At 69.5% G+C, this 5,985-nt stretch carries 5 protein-coding genes, 1 pseudogene and 1 riboswitch; of the genes and pseudogenes, 3 read left to right on the top strand and 3 right to left on the bottom strand.

Annotated elements, in window-relative coordinates:
- Positions 1-851: alcohol dehydrogenase catalytic domain-containing protein (locus tag A5704_RS16690; protein ID WP_067780878.1), on the bottom strand; the 851-nt coding region annotated here is incomplete at its 3' end.
- Positions 852-1,161: 310 nt separating this feature from the next.
- On the opposite strand from A5704_RS16690, the gene A5704_RS16685 reads away from it, so the two are divergent.
- The gene (locus tag A5704_RS16685) at positions 1,162-3,216 is read left to right on the top strand and encodes an acyltransferase family protein (RefSeq protein WP_197498987.1); all 2,055 of its coding nucleotides are present in this window, start codon (positions 1,162-1,164) and stop codon (positions 3,214-3,216) included.
- Here the strand turns inward: A5704_RS16685 and A5704_RS16680 are convergent.
- Positions 3,213-3,872, bottom strand: a complete 660-nt coding sequence (locus A5704_RS16680) for an O-methyltransferase (RefSeq protein WP_067889986.1) — start codon at positions 3,870-3,872, stop codon at positions 3,213-3,215. The genes A5704_RS16685 and A5704_RS16680 overlap by 4 nt on opposite strands.
- A gap of 125 nt (positions 3,873-3,997) precedes the next feature.
- Positions 3,998-4,183, top strand: a riboswitch (M-box (ykoK) riboswitch).
- A 273-nt stretch (positions 4,184-4,456) separates the two neighbouring features.
- Here A5704_RS16680 and A5704_RS28420 point away from each other — a divergent pair.
- Both A5704_RS28420 and A5704_RS27780 read left to right on the top strand, forming a co-directional pair.
- Positions 4,457-4,666 carry a hypothetical protein gene (locus A5704_RS28420; protein ID WP_156669942.1) on the top strand — a complete coding sequence of 70 codons (210 nt, stop codon included), beginning with the start codon at positions 4,457-4,459 and terminating at the stop codon, positions 4,664-4,666.
- 129 nt (positions 4,667-4,795) lie between these two features.
- Positions 4,796-5,076, top strand: a pseudogene (locus A5704_RS27780) (manganese transporter); the annotation flags it as partial.
- Here the strand turns inward: A5704_RS27780 and A5704_RS16675 are convergent.
- On the bottom strand, positions 5,068-5,985 hold a 918-nt coding region (locus A5704_RS16675), incomplete at its 5' end, for an NADP-dependent oxidoreductase (protein WP_231969159.1). The pseudogene A5704_RS27780 and the gene A5704_RS16675 overlap by 9 nt on opposite strands.

Below are 5,985 nucleotides of genomic sequence, written 5' to 3'. Positions count from 1 at the left end.
CCGTGCAGGTGCACCATGGAGAAGAACAGCTCATCGCCGGGCAGCGCGACGTCGTGCGAGAGGCCGACGTAGCCCACGTGACCGCCCGGTCGGGTGGCGGAGATCGCTTGCATCATCGATTGCTGGGTGCCGACCGCCTCCACGACGCTGTGGGCGCCGAGGCCGTTCGTCAGGTCTTTGATCCTGGCCACACCTTCGTCGCCGCGTTCTTCGACGATGTCGGTCGCCCCGAACTCGCGGGCCAACGCTTGGCGATCGCGGTGCCGGCTCATCGCGATGACCCGCTCGGCGCCGAGTTGCCTGGCGGCCAGGACGCCGAGCAGTCCGACCGCTCCGTCGCCGACCACGGTGACGGTCTTGCCGGGACCGGCCTCGGCCGCCACCGCGGCGAACCAGCCGGTGCCCAATACGTCGGAGGCCGCCAGCAGGCTGGGGATCATCTCTGCGGGCGGCATCTCGGGTGTGGCCACCAGGGTGCCGTCGGCCAGCGGGATGCGCGCGTATTGGGCCTGGGTGCCGATGTTGCCCATGAGTTCACCGTGCACGCAGCGGCTCTGATAGCCCGCTCGGCAGATCTCGCAGGTGTTGTCCGACGTGACGAAGGAGCCGACGACGAATTGGCCGGGCGCGACGTTGCGGACGTCGCTGCCGACCTCCTCCACGATGCCCACGTATTCGTGTCCCATGGGGGCGTTGTGCACCTCGTCGGCGCCGCGGTACGGCCACAGATCCGAACCACAGATGCAGGTCGCCGACATCTTGATGATCGCGTCCGTCGGATGGATTATCTCGGGATCACCCCGGTCTTCGACTCGCACGTCCCCCGGGGCATGCATTACGACGCCGCGCATGGGTGAGCCTTCCTCTGCATCATCATTGGTCGTTGTCGACCCTAGTCGCGGCGGCCGCGAGCCGCGCGGGCACCGGCGCCGCTCACGCGCGCGCGTTCGTGTCGACGCGCCGCCGCTGCCGGCCCTCAGCCCGCGGGCTCGAACTCTCCGACGAAATCGGAAAACCGTTGCGTGTCTTCCGCGCAAGCGCCACCGGCGCCTTTAAGCTGGCTCCGATCAAGAGGAGGGGCAGCGACGTATCGGCATCAACTATGGCGCCGGGCGACAAGGTGGTCAGGGCGCGCTAACCGCGAGTGCTGAGCCGGGCGGGATCAATACCGCGCCGGCTCGCCGTGGTCGGCGGACCCGGTGGGTCGCTCCCGTGCGCAGGGTCGGTCGGCTGGCGATCTGGGACAAGCCGGAGCGGCGCAGCGGGATTCCGGCGCTCGACGGGCTGCGTGCGATCGCCGTCGCGCTGGTGCTGGTCGGCCATGGCGGCATCCCCGGGGTGGGCGGCGGATTCATCGGTGTCGACGTCTTCTTCGTGCTCAGCGGATTCCTGATCACCTCGCTGCTTCTGGACGAGCTCGGCCGCACCGGCCGTATCGAGCTGACCGGCTTCTGGATTCGCCGCGCACGGCGGCTGCTGCCGGCCCTGGTGCTGATGGTGCTCACCGTGGGCGCCGCCCGCCAACTCCTTCCCGACCGCTCCCTCACCGGCCTGCGCGACGACGCGATCGCGGCGTTCCTGTGGGTGGCGAACTGGCGGTTCGTCGCCCAGAAGACCGACTACTTCACGCAGGGTGCCCCGCCCTCGCCGCTGCAGCACACCTGGTCACTCGGGGTGGAGGAGCAGTACTACTTCGTGTGGCCGGTGCTGCTGATCGCGGTGACGCTGGTGTTGGCCGCGCGCGCGAGGCGCCGCTTCACCCGCGCGACCGTCGGCGATGTCCGATTCGCGACGTTCGTCATCGCCACCCTGGGGGCCCTGGCTTCGGCCGCGGTCGCCATGGTGATGGTGTCCGACGGCACCCGGGATCGCGTGTATTTCGGCACCGATACCCGCGCGCAGGCGTTGCTGACCGGCGCCGCGGCGGCGGCTCTGCTGGTTCGCGACTGGCCGTCGCTGAACCGCGGCTGGTGCCTGATCCGAACCCGGTGGGCGCGGCGCGTCGCCCGCGTTCTGCCGCTCGTCGGGCTGGCGGGGCTCGCGGCGGCGACCCACTACGCGACCGGCGACAGCGGCGAATTCCGCCACGGTCTGCTCATCGGGGTCGCGGTTGCGTCCGTCGTCGTGGTGGCGCCGGTGGCCTTGGAGCAGCGCGGGGTGGTCGCCCGCATCCTGGCCGCGCCCCCGCTGGTGTGGCTGGGCACCATCTCCTATGGCGTCTACCTGTGGCACTGGCCAATCTTCCTGGCACTCAACGGCGAACGCACCGGATGGAACGGGTTGCCGCTGTTCGCCGCGCGGTGCGCTGCGACGGTGGCGCTGGCCGCGGCGTCCTGGTGGCTGATCGAGCAGCCGATCCGGCGTTGGCGGCCGGCGCGGGTACCGCTGCTGCCGTTGGCTGCGGCGACCGTGGCCAGCGCCGCCGCGGTGACCCTGCTGGTGGTCCCGGTGGGGACCGGTCCCGGCCTGCGCGAGGCCGGCCTGCCGCCGGGAGTCTCGGCGGTCGCCGCCGTGTCCCCGTCGCCGCCGGGCGGCGGCCGCCCCGCCGGTCCCCGCGATCCCAACCGGCCGTTCACCGTTTCGGTGTTCGGGGATTCGATCGGGTGGACGTGGATGCATTACCTGCCGCCGACGCCGGGATACGCGTTTCTCGACCACACCGTCATCGGCTGCAGCCTGGTGCGCGGCACGCCGTATCGGTACATCGGTCAAACCCTGGAGCAGAGGCCGGAGTGCGACGGTTGGCCGATCAGGTGGGCGACGCAGGTCGCCCAGGACCAACCGGACGTCGCGCTGTTGGTCATCGGCCGTTGGGAAACGGTCGACCGCGTCAACGAGGGTCAGTGGACCCACATCGGCGATCCCACGTTCGACGCGTACCTCAACGGTGAGCTGGAGCGGGCGCTGAACATCGTGGGGTCCACCGGCGTTCGCGTGGTGGTCGCCACGGTGCCCTACAGCAGGGGCGGCGAAAAGCCGGACGGGCGACTGTATCCGGAGGACCAACCGGATCGGGTCAATCTGTGGAACACCATGCTGCGCAAGACGGTGAGCCATCACCCCAACGTGCAGATCCTGGACCTGAACAAGAAGCTCTGCCCGGACGGCGTTTACACCGCCAAGGTCGACGGCATCAAGGTGCGCAGCGACGGCGTCCACCTCACGCCCGAAGGGGTGAAGTGGTTGACGCCGTGGCTCGAGGAATCGCTGCGTTAAGCCCCGGTGCGGCAGCTCAATTCCATGCTGTCGCTGTCCCGGACCGCGAAGTTGAAGCTGACGTAGCCGTTCTCGGGATCACGCACCCGGTCCAGATACGGTTGGGTGTCCGCGGCGCTGGCGTTGTCGGCGACCACCAAGGCGCCCGTCGACAGCCGCGGCTCGAGCAGCTCGATCACCGGCAGGTACAAGTCCTTCCAACCGTCGAGCAAGACGAAGTCGACCGGTCCGTCCAGGGTGGCCAGCGTGGCCAGCGCGTCTCCTTCGAGGATCGTGATCACGTCGTCGAGGCCGGTGCTGGCGAATGTCTGTCTTGCGGCGGCGATCTTGGAGTCGTTGAGCTCGGTCGTCACCACTCGGCCGGCGCCGTTGTCGCGCACCGCAGACGCCAGGTGGACGGCGGAGATGCCGAACGACATGCCGAATTCGACGACCGTCGCCGGACGGGTCGCGCGCACCAGCGCATAGAGCAACCGGCCGGCATCGGGCGTGACCGGGATGTAGAACTCGCTCATCGCGTCGGCGCGCTCCTGCGCCGTCATCGGCCGGTCGAAGTCACCAATCCGCTGACGCAACAGCGACATCTGGTTCTGCGCTTCGGTGTACATGCGGTCGAGCACGGACGCGACCTTCGGGTCTTGGAGAGTGTTGGCCATGCCGTCGAGGGTAGGCGTCGGCGGCGCGCGAGCGGCTGCGCAGCGGCGGCGGGGGCCACGACCTGCCGCAATGGCTACGTAAATGAGTTTGACGGGCACTGGGCCGCGGTGTAGAAAGGTCTTCGCAAGCACCTCGGTAGGTGAGGCGTCTGCACGGACACAGGCCACTGACCCCGAACGTCGAGAGACGCCCCGGGTCAGGACAGCTCTTCCCGGACCCAAGGGTTGAGCCCAAGTGGCTTCCGGAACGGCCGTCGACGGAGTTCCGGATACGCCGTGCAGTGCCGAAGCTCCGACGAGAGGGGTGCGTCGGCGGCGTGTTGCCGGCATTCGCTCCTCCCTCGTTCAGGTGACATGTGATGACACCCGCGCGTGTCATGGCCGTGAGGAGGTGAGGGCGAGATGAGTCCAGGCGATAGTCCCTATCCGAAATCCGTCTTGTCCCGATCCGGTTCCGGCATTCGTTCTGCCGCTTGAGCTTTCGCGATCATCGCTGGCAATCCGGGCACGTTCAACGCGCCCGCGGCTCGCCGTCGCTGCCCGCCTGATCTGAGCCGATCGGACCTCCCCTGAAGGAGAAGATCATGGCTTTTGTTGTCACACAACGTGTTACCGGTCGCACCGGGGGGCGCGGCCGGGCATTGCTGCGGTCGGCGCGCCTGCTGGCGACCAAGCTGCACGCGCGGAGCGCCCTGACTCCCCAGGAGCGGGCGAACCTGTACGTGTCGCGGATGCCGATCGCGGTGGTCACGGCCTCGCTGGGCGGCCACCCCTCGACCGGCGACCGCCGGTGACGCTTCGGGCGAACACACCATGACCCCCGTGTCATTTGAGGCCCTCGGCGCCGTCAGCGCGCCAACGACTCCGGCCGCGCCACCCGCCGGCGACATCGTCGGTGCGTTCGGCCGCATCGGCGCGACGGAGCCGGGGCCGCCGTACGGGCGCTCGGGGGCGGCCTGGATCCCGAGCAGGTCGACGAGCTCGACGACACCCCAACGCTCACCCGCGCCGAGCGCCGCGCGGTCCGCCGGCAGGATCGGATGAGTTGGCAGACACCCGGCCTCGCCGGCCTGGCCCGCCGGCCATGTCGCCCGTTCGCCGGGCGGGGCTGTTCACCCTGCGGGCTTATCTAGTCGTCGCGGTAGCCCTGGTGGTGGTCAAGATCGTGCAGGCGGGAGTCGTCGGCCCCGCCGCGTCATTGTGAATCCGTAGGCAGCAGAACGATTTTGCCGCGGGTGTGGCGCTTCTCCAATTCTTCGTAGGCGTCGGCGACCCGATCCAGCGGGTAGGTGGCGGCGACCTCGAAATCGATCGCGCCGTCGGCGACGAGGCCGGCTATCCCGGTCAACACCTCCGGCGTGGACGCCTCGGCGCTGCCTTCGGTCTTGGCGCCCACCTCGGCGGCCTTCTGGAACGAGATGATGGTGTCGATTCGCTCGGGTGCGACGCCGAGATCGACGGCAAGCTGCACGTAGTCGGGGCCGAACAAGTCGATGAACGCGTCGATCCCGGACGGTGCCGCCTCGCGCAGCCGAGTGGTCAGCCCGTCCCCATACGGGATCGGGATGGCGCCGTGGGCGCGCAGCCAGTCGGCGTTGTCGGGTCCGGCGATGCCGAGCACCCGTGCCCCGCGGAGCGCGAGAAGTTGCACGGCGATGCCCCCCACCCCGCCCGCGGCCGCCGAGACGCCGACCGTCTCACCCGGTTGCGGTGCCACGGCCCGGACGGCAGCGTACGCCGTCACGCCGACGACGTAGAGCGAACCCGCCACCTCCCAACTGAGTTGGGGCGGTTTGCGGATCAGCTGGCCCACTGGGACGGCCGTGTGGGTCGCGTGGCTGGATCGGCGGAAGCTGAACCCCAAAACCTCGTCGCCCACCGCGAATTCGGTGACCCCGGCGCCGACCTCGGTAACGACCCCGGCGAGGTCGCTGCCCTGCCCGGATGGGAAGGTCGCGGGAAACATCTCATGCATCGCGCCGCTTCGGATAGCCGCCTCACCCGGATTGATCCCCGCGGCGCGGACCTCGACCACCACCTCGCCGGGCCCGGGCCGAGGCATGTCGATGTCGGCCACGTACAACACCTCCCGGCCCCCGTACCGGTCGAACCG

Source organism: Mycobacterium sp. E735 (assembly GCF_001666955.1).
GTDB lineage: Bacteria > Actinomycetota > Actinomycetes > Mycobacteriales > Mycobacteriaceae > Mycobacterium.
Note: the sequence above shows the minus strand (reverse complement) of the source record. Positions and strands in the feature narration are given on the sequence as shown.